Source organism: Candidatus Kurthia intestinigallinarum, from assembly GCF_003991225.1.
GTDB lineage: Bacteria > Bacillota > Bacilli > Bacillales_A > Planococcaceae > Kurthia > Kurthia populi.
This window is the reverse complement of sequence record NZ_JTFC01000049.1, coordinates 1-880: the sequence shown is the minus strand read 5'-3', so window position 1 is coordinate 880 and position 880 is coordinate 1. Positions and strand designations below refer to the sequence as shown.

Below are 880 nucleotides of genomic sequence, written 5' to 3'. Positions count from 1 at the left end.
AGGGTATGGATAATAAACCACCTACAATTGCAATACCTGTTCCCTCTGATAAAAAGCTGGTAAAGTTAAGCAAACTCATTCCAGCACCAGCTTCCTGCTGTTTCAAGCTACTTGAAACAATTGTTGATATAACTGTTTTGGTGAACGAAAGCCCACCTAAAACAAATACGATTATAATTGTCATGAACCATGATGTTGTTTCTAAAAGAAAGGAAGCAGTTAAAAAGCTAACAGAAAGAAATGTAACTCCGATGTTTAACACGTATAAAGGACCTCTTCTATCAACAAGTATCCCACCAATGTAGCCGAAAATAATGACACTCATTGTTCCAGGGAAAATAATTACACTTCCGATTTCGGCAGTACTTAGCTGGTGAACATCTTTCATCATATAAGGAACCATAGAGACAAACCCTGCTACTGTTCCAAATATAATTCCCCCACAAAGAACTCCAATCATAAAAGGTATATTTTTCCCTAATCCGGGATCAACAAAAGGATCTGTTACTTTCCTGATATGTTTTACAAATATCAGGAATGACAGCACGCTAACGATAAGAAAAGAAATGCTATATGATGTTGTAAACAACATAAAAAATACAATGCCTACAGACATTAGTATAATTCCTTTGATATCAAAATGACCTTTTATCCTTACTTCTTTCTTTAATAATTTCATAAGAAACGGAACAGTGATAATTGTTATCATAGGAATGAGTAGAAGATAGGACCAATGAATATAATGGGCTATCATTCCACCAATCGCTGGACCGACTCCTTCTCCCATGGCTACTATCGATCCAATAAGACCAAATGCTTTACCCCTATTTTCCTTTGGAATATAGCGCGCAACTACAACCATTACGAGTGCTGGAAATGC

General features: G+C 36.2%; 1 protein-coding gene. It reads right to left on the bottom strand.

Annotation, left to right across the window (positions count from 1 at the left end; all coding sequences use genetic code 11):
* The coding region (locus QI30_RS18535) for an MFS transporter (protein WP_126992061.1) at nt 1-880 on the bottom strand (880 nt) is incomplete at both ends.